16 protein-coding genes are annotated in these 16535 nt (G+C 73.2%); 9 read left to right on the forward strand and 7 right to left on the reverse strand.

The features are described from left to right. Positions 1-279 precede the first annotated feature (279 nt). Positions 280-2397 carry a glycosyltransferase family 2 protein gene (locus ACFRAR_RS29245; RefSeq protein ID WP_380701540.1) on the forward strand — a complete coding sequence of 706 codons (2118 nt, stop codon included), beginning with the start codon at positions 280-282 and terminating at the stop codon, positions 2395-2397. Between the two features lie 136 nt (positions 2398-2533). Continuing rightward, positions 2534-4465, forward strand: coding sequence for a galactose oxidase-like domain-containing protein (locus ACFRAR_RS29250; protein WP_380701542.1), 1932 nt, complete (start codon positions 2534-2536; stop codon positions 4463-4465). 117 nt (positions 4466-4582) lie between these two features. On the opposite strand, the gene ACFRAR_RS29255 is transcribed toward ACFRAR_RS29250, so the two are convergent. After that, positions 4583-5674, reverse strand: coding sequence for a glycoside hydrolase family 6 protein (locus ACFRAR_RS29255; RefSeq protein WP_380701544.1), 1092 nt, complete (start codon positions 5672-5674; stop codon positions 4583-4585). A 207-nt stretch (positions 5675-5881) separates the two neighbouring features. Beyond that, entirely contained in the window at positions 5882-6610 is a 729-nt protein-coding gene (locus ACFRAR_RS29260; RefSeq protein ID WP_380701546.1) for a uracil-DNA glycosylase, read from the reverse strand. Positions 6611-7274: 664 nt separating this feature from the next. Between ACFRAR_RS29260 and ACFRAR_RS29265 the strand changes: the two genes are divergently transcribed. From ACFRAR_RS29265 to ACFRAR_RS29275, 3 genes are all read left to right on the forward strand, one after another. Continuing rightward, the gene (locus ACFRAR_RS29265) at positions 7275-8054 is read left to right on the forward strand and encodes an HAD-IIA family hydrolase (RefSeq protein ID WP_380701548.1); all 780 of its coding nucleotides are present in this window, start codon (positions 7275-7277) and stop codon (positions 8052-8054) included. Positions 8055-8177: 123 nt separating this feature from the next. Continuing rightward, complete coding sequence (locus ACFRAR_RS29270; protein ID WP_380701550.1) at positions 8178-9254, forward strand: Gfo/Idh/MocA family oxidoreductase; 1077 nt, start codon at positions 8178-8180, stop codon at positions 9252-9254. A 54-nt stretch (positions 9255-9308) separates the two neighbouring features. Next, positions 9309-9899, forward strand: a complete 591-nt coding sequence (locus ACFRAR_RS29275; RefSeq protein ID WP_380701552.1) for a hypothetical protein — start codon at positions 9309-9311, stop codon at positions 9897-9899. Here ACFRAR_RS29275 and ACFRAR_RS29280 read toward each other — a convergent pair. Further along, a complete protein-coding gene (locus ACFRAR_RS29280; RefSeq protein ID WP_380701554.1) occupies positions 9886-10308 on the reverse strand; it encodes a type II toxin-antitoxin system VapC family toxin in 423 nt (140 codons plus the stop codon). The two genes, ACFRAR_RS29275 and ACFRAR_RS29280, sit on opposite strands and share 14 nt — an antisense overlap. Then, complete coding sequence (locus tag ACFRAR_RS29285) at positions 10301-10585, reverse strand: type II toxin-antitoxin system Phd/YefM family antitoxin (protein WP_380701556.1); 285 nt, start codon at positions 10583-10585, stop codon at positions 10301-10303. Before ACFRAR_RS29285 ends, ACFRAR_RS29280 begins: the two co-directional genes overlap by 8 nt. 142 nt (positions 10586-10727) lie before the next feature. Between ACFRAR_RS29285 and ACFRAR_RS29290 the strand changes: the two genes are divergently transcribed. Further along, positions 10728-11021, forward strand: coding sequence for a DUF6412 domain-containing protein (locus ACFRAR_RS29290; RefSeq protein WP_380701558.1), 294 nt, complete (start codon positions 10728-10730; stop codon positions 11019-11021). 114 nt (positions 11022-11135) lie between these two features. Further along, positions 11136-11882, forward strand: coding sequence for a YidC/Oxa1 family membrane protein insertase (locus ACFRAR_RS29295; protein ID WP_380701560.1), 747 nt, complete (start codon positions 11136-11138; stop codon positions 11880-11882). Positions 11883-11922: 40 nt separating this feature from the next. Here the strand turns inward: ACFRAR_RS29295 and ACFRAR_RS29300 are convergent, their stop codons facing one another. Both ACFRAR_RS29300 and ACFRAR_RS29305 read right to left on the reverse strand, forming a co-directional pair. Next, the gene (locus ACFRAR_RS29300; RefSeq protein ID WP_380701562.1) at positions 11923-12606 is read right to left on the reverse strand and encodes an HAD family hydrolase; all 684 of its coding nucleotides are present in this window, start codon (positions 12604-12606) and stop codon (positions 11923-11925) included. A 30-nt stretch (positions 12607-12636) separates the two neighbouring features. Then, positions 12637-13209 (reverse strand): NUDIX domain-containing protein, encoded by a 573-nt coding sequence (locus ACFRAR_RS29305; protein ID WP_380701564.1) that lies wholly within the window; start codon positions 13207-13209, stop codon positions 12637-12639. Between the two features lie 401 nt (positions 13210-13610). Here ACFRAR_RS29305 and ACFRAR_RS29310 point away from each other — a divergent pair, with 401 nt between their 5' ends. Continuing rightward, a complete protein-coding gene (locus tag ACFRAR_RS29310) occupies positions 13611-14378 on the forward strand; it encodes a CDP-alcohol phosphatidyltransferase family protein (RefSeq protein ID WP_380701566.1) in 768 nt (255 codons plus the stop codon). Between the two features lie 259 nt (positions 14379-14637). Here ACFRAR_RS29310 and ACFRAR_RS29315 read toward each other — a convergent pair whose 3' ends face one another. Then, the gene (locus ACFRAR_RS29315) at positions 14638-14826 is read right to left on the reverse strand and encodes a hypothetical protein (protein ID WP_380701568.1); all 189 of its coding nucleotides are present in this window, start codon (positions 14824-14826) and stop codon (positions 14638-14640) included. 179 nt (positions 14827-15005) lie between these two features. Between ACFRAR_RS29315 and ACFRAR_RS29320 the strand changes: the two genes are divergently transcribed. Beyond that, positions 15006-16352 (forward strand): LuxR C-terminal-related transcriptional regulator, encoded by a 1347-nt coding sequence (locus ACFRAR_RS29320; RefSeq protein ID WP_380701570.1) that lies wholly within the window; start codon positions 15006-15008, stop codon positions 16350-16352. The last annotated feature ends 183 nt before the right edge of the window (positions 16353-16535 follow it).

The following is a 16535-nucleotide window of genomic DNA, read 5'->3' on the forward strand; positions in this document are numbered from 1 at the left end:
GGAGCCGAGCCGAATTCACCGCCATAGCAGCAACACCCGTCGGATCGTCCGGGAACCATGACATCTTCATGCCTCGGCAGCGGTGATCTCCTGGACTGGTTGCGATCACCGTTGCGCTCAGGGAGAGTTGAGGGCGCCAAGGATCCCGACGTGCCCGGAGGGGAAGCTGAACAGCTCATCGGGATCCCGCGTTCGAGACCGCCGCACCGGCGCGACAACCGGACCGGTCGCACGCACCGGATGTGCCGGAGATCCCGGAAACTGCCTGGGGGAGCAGCCATGACCACGCCGTTCTCGCGACGAAAGGGCGTCGGAACGGCCCACGGGCGGAACGCCGGACAGCTGGACGAAGCCGCCCTGCGCGCCGTCCCCGCACCCGAAGCCCCGTACGACTACGGCCACTTCAGCCGCCTGGCCGGCCCGGCCCACGACCCGGACGAGGACGACGACCTCGGCGCCGGTGTCTACTGGCCCGAACCGGTGGCACCAGCCGCACCAGCCGCGTCCTCACCGTACGGCCCCTCGCCGTACGGATCCTCCCCGCACGCGCCCGCCGCGCTCCTCGGGCCGCCCAAGCCGCAGGAGCCGCAGGAGCCCCCCGCCGCCCCCTACCGCGTCCGGTACCGCAGCCTGCTGCGCCGCGAGCCGCACCGGATCCGCGCCGCCCTGTTGCTGATGGCCGCCCCCGTGGTGGAGGCGGTGCTGCTGGTCTGGCTGCTGCTGCCGGAGCACTGGCCCGAGCGGCTGGACGAGACGAACGCCCTGGTGCTCCTCGGCGACAAGGTGATGATCGGCATCATCGCGGTGGTCGAGGTGTTCCGGCTGGTCAACGTCGTCTCCAACACCCATGCCACGCTGGTCGCCCGCGACCCGGTCCCGGTGACACCGGAGCCCGGCACCCGGGTCGCCTTCCTCACCACCTGCGTGCCGGGCAAGGAACCGCCGGAGATGGTCCGGGCCACGCTCGCCGCGGCCCGCGCCGTGCGGCACGAGGGGCCGTACGACGTCTGGCTGTTGGACGAGGGAAACGATCCTGCAATGCAGGCGCTCTGCGCCGAGCTGGGCGTGCGCCACTTCAGCCGCGCGGGCCTGCCGCACTGGAACCGCCCGAAGGGCCCGTTCCGCGCCGGGACCAAGCACGGCAACTACAACGCCTGGCTCCAGGCCCACGGCGACGACTACGAGTTCTGGGTGTCCGTGGACACCGACCACGTCCCGCTGCCGGACTTCTGCGAGCGGATGCTCGGCTACTTCCGCGACCCCGACGTGGCGTTCGTGGTCGGTCCCCAGGTGTACGGGAACTACCGCAGCTCGGGCTCGGCCGTCACCGCGTTCTCCGAGAGCCAGCAGTACCTCTTCCACGCCCTCATCCAACGCGCCGGAAACCGCTACGGCGCACCCATGTTCGTCGGCACCAACAACGCCGTCAGGATCCGGGCGCTCCAGTCGATCGGCGGACTGTCCGACTCCATCACCGAGGATATGGCCACCGGTCTGGAGTTCCACCGCAGCCGGAACCCGGAGACCGGGGAGCGCTGGAAGTCCGTCTACACCCCGGACGTGCTCGCGGTCGGTGAGGGTCCGTCCTCCTGGACCGACTTCTTCTCCCAGCAACTGCGCTGGAGCCGCGGCACCTACGAGACCCTGCTCACCCGGTACTGGCGCGTGCTGTGGCAGCTGTCCCCCGGGCGGCTGCTCAACTACTCGCTGATGATGGGTTTCTACCCGATGGCGGCGCTCACCTGGCTGCTCGGCGGCCTGTCCAGCGTGCTCTACCTGGGCTTCGGAGCCTCGGGCGTGCACGTCTCCTCGGAGATCTGGATGATGCTCTACAGCGACGCCGCCGCCCTCCAACTCCTGCTCTACACCTGGAACCGCAAGCACAACGTGAGCCCGCACGAGCCGGCCGGGTCCTCCGGGGTCGCGGGCATGGTGATGTCGGCACTCTGCGGTCCGGTGTACGCGGCCTCACTGCTCCAGGCGCTCGTCCGGCGCCGCAGCCGCTTCGTGGTGACGCCCAAGGGCCGCGCGGCCAGCACCGACCGCCTCGGCACCTTCCGCTTCCACCTGTTCTGGACGCTGGTGTTCGGCGGCGCGATCGCCGCCTCCTACGTCACCGGCTACGACCACGTCGCGATGCGCGCCTGGGCCTGGATCGCCCTGGGGCTCACCCTCCTGCCGGTCCTGATCACGGCCGGCGACGCCGTCCGCCGCCGCCGTAGCCGCCCCACCGCCACCCTCACCGTCACCGGCGGCCCGGCCTCGGCCCCGAACGTCCTGCTGGAGAAGCGCCGCCCGCGCCACGCCCGCCACGCCCGCGACCCACGAGCCCCACGGCCCGAACAGCCGTCGCTGCCCGCATCCGACCACGCGGGCAGCGGCATACCGACCCACTGACCGGCCCCACCCCCGAACGGCCCCGCCCCGCCCCCGTACAGAGCCGCCCGCCGTCCAGAGCCACCCCGTACAGAGCCACCCCGTACAGAGCCGCCCGCCGAACAGCCCCGACCGCCTCCCGAGGGGAGCCATCACCGTGAAGATCCACAAGGCCGGCCGCGCCAAGCGCCTCGCCCTCGGCAGCACCGTCGCGCTGACCGTGGCCGGGATGAACGCGCCGGCCGTCCTCGGCTTCGCCTCCGAGCAGTACCACAGCTACGTGATCAACCGCCCCGAGTACAAGGCGCAGTACGGCCACTGGCAGACCCTGTCGCTGCCCGCCGAGTTCCGGGTCAACGCCGTGCACGCGACCGTGCTGCGCACCGGCAAGGTGCTGATCGTGGCCGGCTCCGGCAACGACCAGAAGCAGTTCGACGCGGGCACCTTCAAGAGCCTGCTCTGGGATCCGGCCCGGAACTCCTACAAGCTGATCCCGACCCCGGCCGACATGTTCTGCGGCGGCCACACCTCGCTGCCGGACGGCCGTGTCCTGGTCGCCGGCGGCACCCAGCGGTACGAGAAGCTGGTCGGTGCCGTGAAGAAGGCCGCCGGCATCATGCGGGTGCGCAACGAGAGCCCGGAGCGCGACCGGACCTTCCCGAAGGGCACCGTCTTCGTGGCCCCGAACGGCCACGAGTACGCCAGCACCGCCGCGGTGACCGTCCCGGCCGCCGCCAAGACCGGCTCCGGCAAGCAGACCGTGGTCACCGCCGGCGAGCAGCACGTGTACGTGGAGGCGGTCGGCGCGGGCCCGGACTACGTCTCCGACGCCCCCGCCCAGTACCGGATCAAGGGCCTGAGCGGCACCGACGCCCACAACCTGTACGGGCAGAACGAGAAGCTGACCCTGGACAAGCAGGAGTACCAGGGCATCCGCTCCGCCTTCGAGTTCAACCCGGACACCGAACTGTACGAGCCGGTCACCGACATGGCCCACGCCCGCTGGTACCCGACGCTGACCGGGCTGGGCGACGGCCGGGTGGTCACCGTCTCGGGGCTGGACGATACCGGGGAGATCCTCGACGGCAACGACAACGAGATCTACGACCCGAGGACCAAGTCCTGGTCCAAGGGCCCCGACCACTACTTCCCGACCTACCCGGCGGTCTTCCTGACCGCGTCCGGCAAGCTCTTCTACTCCGGTTCCAACGGCGGCTACGGTCCCGCCGACAAGGGCCGCGAGCCCGGCGTGTGGGACCTGTCGAACAGCGCCTTCCAGCCCGTCCCCGGCCTGCGCGACCCCGGCCTGACCGAGACCTCATCCTCGGTGCTGCTGCCGCCCGCGCAGGCGCAGAAGGTGATGGTGCTCGGCGGCGGTGGCGTCGGCGAGTCGCCGCTGTCCACCGCCCGCACCGACATCGTCGACCTCGCCGCCGCCCAGCCCGTCTTCACCCCGGGCCCGGACCTGCCGGCCGGCGGCACCCGCTACCTCAACAGCGTGATCCTCCCGGACGACACCGTCTTCACCACCGGGGGCTCCAGCGGCTACCGCGGCCGGGGCGACAGCGACCTGCTCAAGGCGCAGGTGTACCACCCGGACTCCAACAGCTTCAGCACCGCCGCCGAGCCGGCCGTCGGCCGCGACTACCACTCGGAGGCGCTGCTGCTGCCGGACGGCCGGGTCGCCGTCCTGGGCTCCAACCCGCTCTTCGCGGACAAGGCCGAGACCCAGCCGGGCGGGTTCGAGCAGCGCATCGAGATCTACACCCCGCCGTACCTGTACCACGGCGACCGCCCCGAGGTCGGCGCCGCTCCACAGGCGGCCCGGCTCGGCGGCACCATGAGCGTCGGCGCCTCACGGCCGGAGGCGGTCGCCACCGCCAAACTGATCCGGCCGAGTTCGGTCACCCACGTGACGGACGTCGAACAGCGCTCGGTGGCCCTGGACATCACCGGACGGACCGCGGACGGCGTCGCGCTCACCCTGCCCGGCAACCCCAACCTGCTGCCGCCGGGCTGGTACATGCTGTTCCTGACCGACTCGGCCGGCACCCCGTCGGTCGCCCGCTGGATCCAGGTCACCGCCTAGGAGTCCGGGCCTCCAGCGGGCCAGGCCATCGCCCGGGAAACGAGGTCACCGCCCAGGAGTCGAGCCGACAGAACCCGCCACCGCCGAGGAGGCCGGAGCCGGCGGCGCGGCCGTCCCTCAGCGCGCCGCCTGCGCCAGTCCGAGCGCGTAGGGCAGCCAGAACTCGCCCGCCCTCGGCTCGCCCCGCCCGCAGTCGCCGTCCGACTCCCCCGGGTTCTTGATCCACAGGTAGGCGTCCACCGCGGGCCGGCCGGTCCTGGTGGTCGGCCGCTCGCCGAGCGCGCGCCCGGGCGGGTTGCACCAGGCGTCGCCGCCCAGCGCGCCGTTGCCGCTGCGGCTGGTGTCGATCACGAAGTGCTTCCCGTCCAGGGCCGCGGAGAGCCTGGCACCGTAGGCCGTGTTCCGCCCGGTGTCGTAGAAGTTGGCGACGTTCAGGGCGAAGCCGTCCGCCGCCGCGATGCCCGACCTGCGCAGGGCGCCGGCCAGTTCCTCCGGGTCCTGCGCCCAGCCGGGGTTGCCCGCGTCCAGGTAGACCCGGGCGTTCGGGTTCTTCTTCAGCTCCTGGACGGCGAAGGCCAGCAGGCCGTACCGCTCGGCGGCCAGGTCGCCCTTGATCCCGCAGTTGTCCAGGGTGTGGGCGACGGCGTCCGGCTCCAGCACCACCCAGGCCTTGCGGTCGCCGATGGCCTGCGCGACGCCGGTGATCCAGGACCGGTAGGCGGCCGCGTCGGGAGCGCCGCCGGCCGAGTACTGGCCGCAGTCGCGGTGCGGGATGTCGTAGGCGACGAACACGGCCGTCCGGCCCGCCTCGGTGGCCCGCCGGCTCACCTGCTCGGCGATCTCCCGGGCGCCCTGTTCGCCGAGCCACTGCGAGGAGGGCTGGGCGGCGATCCGCAGCAGCGTCTCGGCCTCCGCCGTGCGGCCCTGACCGCGCAGCGCGGTCACCTGCCGGGCGGCGTTGGTCTGGTCGGAGACGTAGAAGTCCTGCCCGGGGAGCTGGGCGAGCCCCCCGGCCCGGCCCGCACCCGCGCTCTCCCCCGCGCTCTCCCCCGCGCTTTCACCCGTGCTTTCACCCGCCCCCGGACCCGAGGTGGCGGCGCCCGGCTTGCCGCCGTCCGAGCCGCCGCAGCCGGACACGACGGCCGTCACCCCGGCCAGCAGCACCCCGGCCGCCCACCGCAACGCCCCTGCCCGCCCCAGCCCGTACACGTACCGCCCCTCCCCCGGACCGGCCGGTCCGCCCGATCCGCACCAGCTAAGCACACCCCGCACCGGCCGTCGGCCATCGACGGTGAACGCCAAGTGGCCGTGGGCGAACGGGACATCGAACCCGTCCGGCCCACGGCCACCAGTGCCCAGGAGGGCTCAGGAGCGCCCCGCCCAGAAGGGCCCCGCCCGGGAGCACTCAAGCGAGGCTCAGGCCTCCTTGAGGTTCGGCACCTGCCAGTCGATCGCCTCGGCACCGAAGGAGTCGAGCGCAGTGTTGATCTGCGAGAACGGACGGCTGCCGAAGAACAGCTTGGCCGACAGCGGCGACGGGTGCGCCCCCTGCACCACCACGTGCTTGGCCGTGTCGATCAGCGGCAGCTTCTTCTTCGCGTAGTTGCCCCAGAGCACGAAGACCACCGGCTCCTCGCGGTCGCTCACCGCCTTGATCACCGCGTCGGTGAACTTCTCCCAGCCCTTCGCCTTGTGCGAGTTGGCCTCGTGCGCGCGGACCGTGAGCACCGCGTTCAGCAGCAGCACGCCCTGCTCGGCCCAGTGCATCAGGTAGCCGTTGTCCGGGGCCGGGATGCCCAGGTCGGCGTCCAGTTCCTTGAAGATGTTGCGCAGCGACGGCGGCGTCTTGGTGCCCGGCAGCACCGAGAAGCTCATGCCGTGCGCCTGGCCGTTGTCGTGGTACGGGTCCTGGCCGAGCACGAGCACCCGGACCTTGTCGTACGGGGTGGCCTCCAGCGCCGCGAACTCCTGGCCGCTCGGCGGGAACACCTCGTGCTCCGCGCGCTGGGCCGCCACGAAGGCCACCAGTTCGGCGAAGTACGGCTTCTCCGTCTCGGAGCCCAGCACCGCGCGCCAGGACTCGGGCAGCTCCAGCCCGCCGCCCGCACCGGCCCCGACCACGCCCGCCTCGACCGTGTCCGTCACGACATCCACCTCCAACACCGCGGCTGCTGCGCCGCACGCCCTCTATCACCCCGAACGCTACACAGCCCCACTGACAACACACTCCCCCGGAGCGGAATCCGGCCCCGGCGACCGTTCTCCCCGAGACCGTTCTCCCCGGCGATCGGGGCTGCGACCGAATCGCACACCATGTCTGAAGGGCGGAAGGTCATGCACCGCACACGATCGCTGACGACTCGTCAGGATCGGCTCCGTCGGGACGGAAGTCGAAGACTTCCCGGGCGCGGCACGACCCGCATCCGACGATCATTCGGACGGCGACTTCGCTCTCCACCCCTCTGACGGTCACGCGGTATGGGCGTCCGACACCGCGGGCGGGGCGGGTTCGACCGTCGACATCACGTCGTACGGCGCCGTGTACGGCGCCGTGTACGTCGGCGTCACGAGGAGGACCGACGGGTGCCGATCGAGCTCCCGGGCCGGACGAGGAGTCGGTGCCGTCCCGCACGCCGCGGGACGGCAGCGGCGTTTCGGCTGCGAGCGGCCGGGGGTCGACAGCCCCCTACGAGCGGGGCTCCTGGGCGACTAGGCTGGCCCGTGTTGGGGCAGCCATTGGCGCCCGGCCGGCCGCTGGTGTCCGGTCCGGTGCGATTTCGAACCATCGCAAGACCTAGGAGACACCACCGTGTCAGACCGCAAGCCCATCGAGACCTGGCTGACCGACATGGACGGCGTCCTCATCCACGAGGGCGTGCCGATCCCCGGGGCCGACGCCTTCATCAAGCGGCTGCGTGAGTCCGGAAAGCCGTTCCTGGTGCTCACGAACAACTCCATCTACACCCAGCGCGACCTGCACGCCCGGCTTTCCCGGATGGGTCTCGACGTCCCCGCCGAGCACATCTGGACGTCCGCGCTGGCCACCGCCAAGTTCCTCGCCGACCAGCGTCCCAACGGCACCGCCTACGTGATCGGCGAGGCCGGCCTGACCACCGCGCTGCACGACGTCGGCTACGTGCTCACGGACACCGACCCCGATTTCGTGATCCTCGGCGAAACGCGGACCTATTCGTTCGAGGCGATGACCAAGGCCGTCCGCCTGATCAACGACGGCGCCCGGTTCATCGCCACCAACCCGGACGAGACCGGGCCGTCCGCCGAGGGCGCGCTTCCGGCCACCGGAGCGGTGGCCGCGCTGATCACGAAGGCCACGGGCGTGGAGCCCTACTTCGTGGGGAAGCCGAACCCGCTGATGATGCGGGCCGGTCTGAACGCCATCGGCGCCCACTCCGAGAACAGCGCCATGATCGGAGACCGGATGGACACCGACATCGTCTCGGGGATGGAGGCCGGGATGTCGACCTTCCTGGTCCTCACCGGCCTGACGCAGAGCACCGATGTGGAGCGCTTCCCGTACCGGCCGACCCGGGTGGTCGACTCGATCGCCGACCTGGTCGACCTGATCTGAGTCCCGGGGCCGCCGGTCCTGACCGGCGGCCCGCTCGCGCGAGGGCGCTTCGCCGAGCCCGGCGAAGCGCCCGTTTGCGCCCGCTTTGGCTGGACCGGTCCCGCCTCGTGATTGAGTGGGCGCATGAACCAGCAGACGACTCCCGGTCCGTTCCGTGTCGGCCTGATCGGCTACGGTCTGGCCGGCTCCGCCTTCCACGCTCCGCTGATCGCCGGCACGCCGGGGCTGCGGCTGGACGCCGTGGTCACCGCCAACGCCGACCGGCGCGCCCAGCTGGCGCGCGAGCACCCCGGCGCCCGCGCCGTGGACACCCCCGAGCTGCTGCTCGCCGATCCGGACGCGCTCGACCTGGTCGTCATCGCCTCGCCCAACCGCACCCACGCCCCGCTCGCCCGCGCCGCGCTGCGGGCCGGTCTGGCGACCGTGGTGGACAAGCCGCTGGCCGGCACCGCCGCCGAGGCGCTGGAGCTGTGCCGCCTCGCCGAGGAGCGGGGCGTGCTGCTCTCGGTCTTCCACAACCGCCGCTGGGACGGGGACTTCCTCACCGCGAGCCGGCTGGTGCGCGGCGGCGCGCTCGGCCGGGTGCACCGCTTCGAGTCCCGCTTCGAGCGCTTCCGCCCCAAGCCCAAGCCGGGCTGGCGCGAGCTGGCCGACCCGGCCGAGGTCGGCGGCACGCTGTACGACCTGGGCAGCCACCTGGTCGACCAGGCGCTGACCCTGTTCGGTCCGGTCGAGACGGTGTACGCGGAGATCGACGTCCGGCGTGACGGCGCGGTGGTGGACGACGACGCCTTCCTCGCCCTCACCCACGCCTCCGGCACCCGCTCGCACCTGTGGACCAGCGCCATCACCCCGCTGATCGGCCCCCGGCTGCGGGTGCTCGGCGACACCGCCGGCTACGTCAAGCCCGGCATGGACCCCCAGGAAGCCGACCTGCGGGCGGGCCTGCGCCCGGACGGCACCCGCCCCTGGGGCGCCGACCAGCCCTCGCACTACGGCACCCTCGGCACCGACGAGTCCGCGATCTCGCTCCCGACCGACCCCGGCGACTACCCCGCCTTCTACGCGGGCGTCGCCGCCGCCCTGGCCACCCCGGGCACCCCGCCCCCGGTCGACCCGCGCGACGCGGTGGCCGCCCTGGCCGTACTGGAGGCCGCCCGTGCCTCCGCGGCCACGGGGACGGCGGTCCGCCTGGGCTGACCGGAGGCCCCCTCGCCCCGCGGCCGCCCGGGGCGTCACTCCTAAGATGATCAGATGAACAGTCAGCGGGGGCGGCAGGTCGACGTCGAGGAGCGCCGGCGGCGCGAGCAGGCGTGGTCCGCCGAGCAGCGGACCCGCGAGGAGGAGTTCGAGCAGCGCCGGAAGACCCGGGAGACCGAGGACCGGGCGCTCCAGGAGAGCCTGTCGGTCACGAAGGAGCGGAAGGCCTGGGCCCGCGGCGAACGGGACGGGTCGATCGGCCACGTCGAGGCGACCGGGCCCGACGCCGTGCCCGTCCGGATCGCGGTGGTGTGGCTCGGACGGTTCGGGGCCACCGCCAAGCGGCTGGACAACCACGACCCGTTCCGGCACGTCGCCGGCACCCCGGACAGCGTCGAGGGGATCCTCCTGCTCGTCCCGCTCGCCGCCCTCATCGGCCTGAACGTCGGAATCCGATGGCTCGTCCTGCGACTGCTCGGCCGCCCGCTGTGGGCCGTCGCCGCCAAGGCGGGCAGCGACCGGGGCGAGCGCGGCGGCAACACCGTCCTGCTGCGCACCCGCCACCGGGCGCAGGCCCTGACGTACGCGGCCGCGCTGGCCGACCGGATCGAGCGGGACGGAACGGCCGCCCTCACACCCCGATGACCTCCACCGCCGATCCCAGCCCCCGGAAGTCCGCCACGTTGCGGGTGTACAGCGGCAGCCCGTGGGCCGAGGCGACCGCGGCGATCATCAGGTCGATCCGGCGCGGACGCGGCTGCCGCCCGGCGGCGATGGTGAGGGTGACCAGCGTCCCGTAGCGGGCCGCGGCCGCCGCGTCGAAGGGCAGCGGGTCGAAGTCCGCCATCGCCGCGCCCAGCACCTCCAGCCGGGCCGCCCGGCTGGCCGGGTCCCGGGCCATCGACACGCCCTGCTGCAGCTCGGCGAAGGTGATCGCGGTCAGCTCGGGCACGGCCGGCAGGTCGGACGCGTTGAGCAGCGCCAGGTCGATGTAGACGCAGGTGTCCAGCACCCCGGCCGGCCGCCGCCGGGACGCTCTGCGGCGCTCAGCCACGCCGCCGCTCGAACGGGTCGTCGTCCTCGTCCCCCACCAGTTCCTCGAGCCCGAAGTACTCCTCGGCCTCCTTGCGCATCTGCTGATAGTCCACCCGCGGCAGCTTCACGTGCCGCGCCACCAGCTCCTCCGCCGTGAGCCGTCGCCGCCCGGACACCGGCCGCAGCTCCGCGACTTCGACCCCGTTCCTGGTGATGTGGAAGGTCTCCCCCGCCTCCACGGCGTCCATCACCGCGGCGGAGTTGTTCCGGAACTCCCGCTGGGTAATCGTCTTCATCCCTCCAAGGTAGCCCCGCGTAGCACCGCCGGCTACGGCCGTGCGGGCCGGGAAATCCTCCCGGCGGAAGCGGGAACTCGGCGGGCCCCGGGATCGTCCTGCCTTTACGTCCGGGACGCAGACACCGAGGGGGGAGCACGCCGTGGCCGTCGTCGCGATGCTGCTGGGCCTGCTCCGGGTGCTGACCGGGGAGCTGGTGGCCGACAGCGGGACGCTGGCGTCCGTCGCCACCGTCGCGGCCGTGGCCCTGGTGGCCGGGACGGTCGCCGGGGCGCTGGCCGGGGCGCGGCTGCTGGGGGCGCGGGCGCCGGCGGCGGTGCGCAGCGGGATGCTGCGGCGCCGGGCGCTCGGTACGGCGTTCCTTCCGCAGCGTGATCCGGACGCCCGGGGCAGGCGGCGCCCCAGGGCGCCGGGAGCGGCCCCGGCGGCCGCGTGAGTCCGTGAACCCGTGAATCCGTAAGTCCGTAAGTACGAACGTCCGTCACGGCTCCCGCATGGCCGTCCTCCGTCGATCACTCATGTCCAGAGACCCCGGAGGGCTCGCTCCACCATGTCCGTTCTCGCTGTTCTCGACCCGGCCGTCGCCGTCGCGCACGCCGTGGTCTCCGCCATCGCCGACGTCCTGCCGACCGCGTCGGCCATCGTCCTGTTCACCGTCGCCGTCCGACTGGCGCTGCACCCGTTGGCGCGGGCGGCGGCACGCGGGGAGAAGGCCCGGGCCACCCTGGCGCCGAAGGTCGCCGCGCTGAACCGGAAGTTCGAGGACCGCCCGGAGCAGCTGCGGGAGGCGATGGCGGAGCTGTACCGGAAGGAGCGGGTGTCGCCGTTCGCCGGATGCCTGCCGATGCTGGTGCAGATCCCGTTCTTCTCGGTGATGTACCGCCTGTTCACCACCCCGAACGACCTGCTCGACCACACCCTGTTCGGGGTGCCGCTGGGCCTGCACGTCTCGGGCGCGCACGGCGCCGGGCAGTGGGCGGTGTTCGGGGCGCTGTTCGCCGGGCTGGCGGCGGTCGGGTACGTCAACTTCCGCCGGGCCCGACGCGCGGCGGCGACCGCGGCGGCCAAGGCCAGGGCCGCGGCGGGGACGAAGGCGGGGGCGAAGGCGGCGCAGCCCGCTCCGCAGCCGGGGGCGGGACTGCTGCCGTACCTGTCGTTCGGTTCGGTGCTGTTCGCGGCGCTGGTGCCGGTGGCCGCCGTGCTCTACCTGCTGACGGCCGGCGTCTGGTCGGCCGCCGAGCGGGCCTGGCTGTACCGGGACGGGACGCCGGTTCCGGCCGCCGCGCTGACGGGCTGACGGGCTGCCCGGCTGACCGGCTGACCCGGCGCCGGACGCGTCAGAAGTGGCGCAGCAGCTCGGGGAAGGCCCCGAGCTGCAACGTCGCCTCGTCCGGCCCGAGTTCCACGTGCTCCAGCACCCAGGTGTGCTCGTGCGGGATGAAGACGGTGCGCAGCCCGGCCCGGCGGGCGGGGGCGATGTCGGACTTGGGCGAGTTGCCGATCATCCAGGTGCGCCCCGGGTCGAGGTCGAGCTCGGCGGTGAGCTGCCGGTAGGTGTCGACCGACTTCTCGGCGACGATGTGGACGCCGCCGAAGTGGTGGTCGATGGCGGACTCGGCCACCTTGCGCTGTTGCTCACCCTGGTCGCCCTTGGTGAGCAGCAGCAGCTGGTGCCGGCCGGCGAGGGCGGCCAGGGTGTCGGCGACGCCGGGGATCAGTTCGACGTCCCTGCTGGTCAGCGGGGTGAGCAACGCGTCGATCCGGGCCTGGTCGGCCGCCGTGGGGGTGCTGCCGTTGAGCCGCTGGAGGCAGTCGGCGAGGCTCTGCCGGAAGACGGTGGCGCCGTAGCCGAGGGTGGCGGAGTTGACGGCCTCGATCTCGTTCAGCAGGGCCCTGGTGCGCTGGTGCTCGGCCGGTGCGGCGACCCAGTCCAGGAAGCCGTCGATGACCCGCTCGAAGAGGACGTTGTTCTCCCAGAGCGTGTCGTCGGCGTCGAAGATCAGGATCTGGTCGGTGTGCATCCGGTGCGTCTCCAGCGGATTCGAAGGGGTTCAGGGGAGCAGCAGGGGGGCGGCCCGGTCGAGGGTCTCACGGAGGTTCTCCTCGGTGGTCCGCCGCTTGGCGTCCGCGAGGGTGAGCCACTCCAGCGGGGACGCCGGGTTCTCCGGGCGGGCCCGCTCCGGGGTGCCGGTGGCCAGCAGGAAGCGCAGGTCGGCGTGCTCGTGCGCGGGCTCGGTGGGCGAGGCGGGGACGGGCACCACGGCGACGTGGACCAGGGCCGGGCCGGGCCACGGGGCGAGGTCGGTCAGGCCGGTCTCCTCCAGGCCCTCGCGCAGGGCGATGTCCAGCGGCCGGCTCTCCCCCGGGTCGCCGTGGCCGCCGACGTGCAGCCAGGCCTGCTGACGGACGTGCCAGCGCAGCAGGACCCGACCGGTGGGCGGGTGGACGATCAGCGCGGAGGCGGTGAAGTGGAGCGGGAAGGTGCCCCTGTCCCAGGCGTCGGCGACGTCGAGGAGCCGGCGGGCCCGCTCGTGGTCGGCGGTCTCCACCGGGCCGCGCGGGCGGTGGTCGTCCAACAGCCGGGCCAGGTGGGGGCCGTGCGACGGGCCGCCCGTGGTCACCATGGGTCTGCAACTCCTCGTTCCGCTCCGGGGCCGCGCGGAGCGTGTCAACCGGCGCGTGGGGGCGGGCGGTTGAGGAACGCGACAGTCGGGCCCGGGGCCTTCGGGTTCCGGCGGACCCGCGCAGCGTAGCCCGGGGGCGCTCGGGCGGCCCACCGGTTTTCGCCCGGGAGCGGGAGCACCGGAACGCCGGAGCGCCAGGCGTGCGGGGCGCGGGAGCGCCGGCGTGCGGGGCGCGGGGCGCGGGGCGCGGGGCGCGACGGCATGCGAGGCGCGGGGCGCGGCGACGGACGTTCCACCGGCGGACATCCGCCGTACCACCGGCGGCATACCGGCTGGTCCGGGCGTTTCCCCGGAGGCCGTAGCCTGTGGTGATCGTTTCGGGACAGGTGGAAGGATTCGTCATGGTGGCTGCTCCGGCACTCGCCGAGCTGCGCGAGGTGTGCCAGCCGCAGGCCAAGATCCAGAGCCGCAACGGCGAGCACTGGGCGGGCCGGTTGTACATGCGGGCGGTCTCGCTGCGCACCACCCGGCAACTGGTGCGCACCTCGGTGTCGCCGAACACCCTCACCTGGGTGATGGTCGTGTGCGGGGTGGGCGGCGGCGCGGCCCTGCTGATCCCCGGCCCGACCGGCGCGGTGCTGGCCGTCGTGCTGTTCCAGCTGTTCCTGCTGTTCGACTGCGTGGACGGCGAAGTGGCGCGCTGGAAGCGCCAGTTCAGCATGGCCGGGGTGTACGTGGACCGGCTGGGCGCCTACCTGGCGGACGCCGCGCTGATGATCGGCGCGGGCGTACGGGCGGCGCGCGGCGGGTCGGAGCTGTGGGTGTCGGCAGGCCTGGCCGCCGCGCTGGGCGTGGTGCTGCTCAAGGCCTCGACGGACCTGGTGGACGTGGCCCGGGCCCGCAGCGGGCAGCTCCCGGCGACCGAGGAGTCCACGCAGCCGCGTTCCCAGGGCATCGCGACGGCCCGCAAGGTCGCCTCGCTGTTCAAGATCCACCGGGTCACCAACGGCATCGAGGCCTCGCTGGTGCTGCTGGCGGCGGCCGTGGTGGACGCGGGGCTCGGCAACCTGGACGCGACGCGGTGGACGCTCGCGGGGATCACGGTGATCACCTGGGGCATGGTGGTCGCCCACCTGGCGTCGATCCTGTCCTCCTCGCGGCTCCGCTGAACCGAGGGGCACCCTCGCTGCTCGCGCGTGCCCCGCACGGGACGTCGACTCCATCGACCTCCCGTGCGGGGCACGTCACTTCGCCGAGGGGGAACCGGCGATCAGGGGCGCCCGACGGGGCGCGCGGACCCACCGCCGCCGGCCGAGCCGACCCGGCCGGTGGCGGTGGGAGCGGTGGGGACGCGGAGCTTCAGCGCCATGTGCACAGCAGGAGACTCCCTTTCGGAGAGGTGAGGGCGGGCCGGTGTGAGGCGACTCGTCAGAGCGGAGGCTTGCCCGGGCACCACTGGTCGCCCCAAGCCGTCGTGGAGACGCAGCTGTGGCCGCCGTTCCCGGGGCCGTAGTCCGTCCACGTCCCGTCGTCGAAGAACCCGGCGGCGCTCGCCGGTGCCACCCCGCCCACCCAGGCAGCGGCGCCCAGCACGACCGCGACCAGTGTCCGCGTCACGATTCCTCGCACGACGACAACTCCCATCACCTTGGGGACAGTTCCACACGATTCGGATGTTTCCGCAGTTCGCGGCACATTCACCCGGTCCGTTGATCGTCACCCTGCCAGTCGGCGGATGGCCACGACATCCCCCACAAGGGATCATGAGCCTGCCTGGCAGCTTTAGGAGACATGCGATGGAACCCGGGACCTCCCCCAGACCGCCCGTCCTCGACCCGGCCACCGGCGTGCCCGCGCTCGACAGCACCGCCGTCGCGCTCTACCGGTGGACGGTGGTGCACGAGCGCCTCACACCCGCGAGCCTCGCGCAGGCGGCGGCAGAGACCGACCTGACCCTTCCGGAGTGCGAGGCGGCCGTCCGGCAGCTCACCGGGGCCTGCCTCCTCCAGGAACTGCGCGCACCCGACGACCCCGCCGCCGCCGGCCCGACCGCCTGGCTCCCGGTGAGCCCCCAGGCCGCCACGGCGCAGCTGCTCTCCGCCCGCGACACCGCCCTGCGCGCCCACGAGGAGGCGCTGCGCGAGCAGCGGAGGGTCATCCAGCAGCAGCGCGACGGGCTCGCGGCGCTGCTCCCCGTCTACCTCCAGGCCCGCCAGCAGGCCTTCCCCCAGGGCACCATCGACCGCCTGCCCGACAAGTTCGCGGTCCGCTCGCTGCTCGCCGACGTGATGGACTCCTGCCGCAGCGAGGTGCTGGTCTCCAAGCACGGCGGGTCCTTCCCCCCGGCCGCCCTGCGCGAGGCCCTGCCCCGCGACCTGGCGCTGCTCGAACGGGGGGTGCGGATGCGCAGCCTCTACCAGCACGCGACCCGCTTCGACCAGCCCACCCGGGTGCACGCGGGACGGCTCATCGAGGCGGGCGCCGAGATCCGGACGCTGCCCGAGGTGCTGCCGCAGCTGATCATCGTGGACGGTTCGTTGGCGCTGCTGCCCGCCAGCTCCGGCGGCGCGCTGATCATCCGGGAGCCCGACCTGCTCTCCTACCTGCTGACGGTCTTCGAGCGGGACTGGGAGAACGCGACCCCGTTCGCCAACGGCCCGCAGGCCGCCCACGACGTCACCAAGACGGTGAAGCAGAGCATCCTGGTGCTGCTCGCGAAGGGTCTCAAGGACGAGTCGATCGCCCGGCGGCTCGGCATCTCGCTGCGCACCTGCCGCCGCCACGTCTCCGAGCTGCTGGACAGCCTCGGCGCGCACAGCCGCTTCGAGGCCGGTGTGGTCGCCGAACGGCTGGGCCTGACCTCGCACCCCGCCCCGGACCCGGCCGAGGACCCCACCGAGGACCCGACCGCGGCAACCGAGCCGGCCGCCGGGCCCGAGCCGGCCACGGAGCCCGGGGCCGAGGCTGCGGAGCCGGTACCGGCGGCGGCCTGCCCCGCGTGCGGCGAGCCACTGACGGACCCCGCCCCCTCCCCCGGCGCGCGGCGGCGGCCGGGCGGCCGCCCACCGCGCTACTGCTCGCCCCGCTGCCGCTCCCGCGCCTACCGGGCCCGGCAGAAGGAGCGCACGGAGGACGTCACGTAACCCACGGCGGCGTGACGTAACCCGGCGCCAGGGCCGACCGACCGGGCCGAAAACCCCTGCGCTCCTTCGTATCCGACCTGCTGGACTCCCCGCCATGAGCACCCCGTACGCCCTCCCGGTCCTGCGCGTCCCCGACCGGTGGGCCGCCTACGCCGCGCCCGCCGCGCGATGCCCGCAGCCGGG

It is taken from the genome of Kitasatospora sp. NPDC056651 (assembly GCF_042792155.1).
Lineage (GTDB): Bacteria > Actinomycetota > Actinomycetes > Streptomycetales > Streptomycetaceae > Kitasatospora.